Source organism: Deltaproteobacteria bacterium (genome assembly GCA_028818775.1).
In the GTDB taxonomy this organism is placed as follows: Bacteria; Desulfobacterota; Binatia; order UBA9968; family JAJDTQ01; genus JAJDTQ01.
Genome location: JAPPNE010000095.1, coordinates 19078 through 21372 on the forward strand (window position 1 = coordinate 19078; position 2295 = coordinate 21372).

Annotated in this window: 5 protein-coding genes; 2 read left to right on the top strand and 3 right to left on the bottom strand. The window is 68.5% G+C overall.

The window, feature by feature from the left end:
• Nucleotides 1-232 precede the first annotated feature (232 nt).
• Nucleotides 233-496 (top strand): hypothetical protein, encoded by a 264-nt coding sequence (locus OXU42_11560; GenBank protein MDE0030024.1) that lies wholly within the window; start codon nucleotides 233-235, stop codon nucleotides 494-496.
• Nucleotides 497-593: 97 nt separating this feature from the next.
• Here OXU42_11560 and OXU42_11565 read toward each other — a convergent pair whose 3' ends face one another.
• Together OXU42_11565 and OXU42_11570 are read right to left on the bottom strand one after the other, a co-directional pair.
• Complete coding sequence (locus OXU42_11565; protein ID MDE0030025.1) at nucleotides 594-1067, bottom strand: hypothetical protein; 474 nt, start codon at nucleotides 1065-1067, stop codon at nucleotides 594-596.
• 46 nt (nucleotides 1068-1113) lie between these two features.
• The gene (locus OXU42_11570) at nucleotides 1114-1548 is read right to left on the bottom strand and encodes a VOC family protein (GenBank protein ID MDE0030026.1); all 435 of its coding nucleotides are present in this window, start codon (nucleotides 1546-1548) and stop codon (nucleotides 1114-1116) included.
• A 123-nt stretch (nucleotides 1549-1671) separates the two neighbouring features.
• Here OXU42_11570 and OXU42_11575 point away from each other — a divergent pair, with 123 nt between their 5' ends.
• Nucleotides 1672-2115, top strand: coding sequence for a hypothetical protein (locus tag OXU42_11575; protein ID MDE0030027.1), 444 nt, complete (start codon nucleotides 1672-1674; stop codon nucleotides 2113-2115).
• Here OXU42_11575 and OXU42_11580 read toward each other — a convergent pair.
• Nucleotides 2096-2295: hypothetical protein (locus OXU42_11580; GenBank protein ID MDE0030028.1), on the bottom strand; the 200-nt coding region annotated here is incomplete at its 5' end. The genes OXU42_11575 and OXU42_11580 overlap by 20 nt on opposite strands.

The window sequence follows — 2295 nt, forward strand, 5'->3', positions numbered from 1 at the left end:
CGGCCGGGGGGGCGCCGGCGCCTGCCCCCCCCGCGCGGCCCCCCCGCGTTGGGGGGGGGTGTCTCCCCCCCCGCCCCGGGGGGGGGGGCCCCGCCCCCCCACCGCGGAGGTGGGGCTCGTCTCCCCGGCGACGCGAGGCAGCCTCGTCACCGGGGTGTCTTCACTTTCCACCAGCGCGTTCGCGCTTCACGCCACCCGGCCACTGAGGGGTGCAGGCGCCTTGCGACTTTCGGTGTCGCAGCCGCTCCGGGTGGAACGCGGGCGGGCGTCGTTGACGGTACCCGTGGGCCGCACCAAGGCGGGGGCGGTGTCGTACGACGCGCTGACGGCAGGCCTGGCGCCCAGCGGGCGGCAGATGGACTTCGCCGGGGAATGGTTCCGGCCCCTGCCCAGGGGCGAGCTTCGCCTGGGCGCCGTCTACAGCCACCGCCCGGGCCATCGCCGGGCCGCCGCCCCCGAGCTCACCTTCCTGGGCGGCTGGCGCTGGGCGTTCTGAGCCGTCACCCACTCCGTTCTTCCGAACGTCTACCTGCGCGGGTGAGCAACCCGGACCGGAGGCGTTCGCACGGCATCCGCGCCCGTCGGCGCGGGTGCTATTTCGCCACGCCCACCTGGACGATGCGGCGCTTGTCCACGCCGGCGACGCCCACGTACTTGAACACCTTCTTGTCCAGCTCGCGCGGGTGAAACCCCTGAACCACCACGCTCTTGCTGCCGTCCAGCAGCGCGGCGAAGGGCGCCGCCTGGCTCTTGCCCGCCGGGTCCGTCGGGAACTTGAAGCTGGTGCTCGGGATGTTGGTGAACTCGATGGCGCCGGTCTCGTCGCTGATCCAGAACTCCGCGATGGCCGATCCCTTGGCCACCTCGGCCAGCGCCGCGTTGATCTCGTCCGGGCTCATCTTCGCCTTGACCGCCGCCGCGACGAAGTGCGACGCCAGCATGGCCTGCGCCACCATGTGCTGCGACACCGCGTCGTCCGCCGCCCGCGCCCCTTGCGCCGTCAGCACCCCGCCGCCCAGCACCACACACAAACCGAGGATCGCCACCGCCCTGAAGATTCGCGTCATGATGTATTCCTTTCGTTGAGAGGCGTCATTCCCGCCCCTCCCCGCCCTACGCGCCCTCATCCCAAGGATCGTAGCTGCCGAAGCACCAGAGGTTGCCTTCCGGGTCCCGGCAACAGTAGAGACGGCCGCCGTGTTCCTGGTCTTCCGGGGCCATGACTATCTCGGCGCCCGCGCCGGCCGCCCTGGCGTGGTGCGCGTCCACGTCGGACACGATGACATAGATGGTCTGCGAGACCGGATCGCCGGGTTTCTCCAGGGGCCGGTGAAGCGCTCCGTGGTCGTCGTCCCGCGCCGAGCCCAGCATCACCATGCCGTTGCCGAACACGAGCTGGGCGTGGAGGATGAGACCGCCCTCGCCCGGTACCACCAGGTGCCGTTCGAAGCCGAACGCTTCACACAGCCAGTCGATGGCCTTGATTGCATCCCGGTACCGGATGGCCGGAATCAGGGTTGTCCTCGTATCTTTTGCCGGGCTGGTCATGCCCGCAGTCTTCCACATTGCGCTCAAAACGCCAAGTTGGTGCGTCGCCCGGGGTTGCCGCTAAGGAATGTGGTTGACTGGTCGATCTATTATTTATAGCATACCAAGGAGGTGAAGCTGGCCGTGGAGAAACTGAAGGAATACGCCGGGGTGATCATCGCCGTCATGACCGTGGCGGTGTCGCTGTCGGGGCTGGTCTTGTGGGCCATTCAGATCCAGATCGTCCCGGAGATCAGGCGCCTGGACGGGCGCATCGAGTCGGTGCATACGGGCCTCGCTGGCCGCATCGAGTCGGTGCATACGGACCTCGCTGGCCGCATCACGGGCCTCACCGACCGTCTGGACCGCATGGACAACCGTATCAATGCCCGGTTCGATCAGATCGACGCGCGGTTCGACCGTATCGATGCGCGGTTCGACCGCATGGAGAAACGTATGAATGCGCGGTTCGACCGGATGGATGCGCGCTTGACTCGGGCCGAGGGCGACATCAAGACTATCCTGCTGCGCCTTCCGAGGCCCGGCGACACGGCCGCGGCGCGGGTTCCTACACCAGAAGCGCATTGACGCCGCTCAGCGCCAGGATGGCGCCGGCGCCGAACAGGGCGGCGAAGGCGAGGTTGGGCCCGAGGATGACCTTTCCCGGAGGGACGCGGAACATGGTGGTGGCGGTGGCCACCATGATGGCGGATAGGCCGATGATGGACGAGCAGGACCAGGCCGCCAGCGTGCTCTCGATGAGCACCA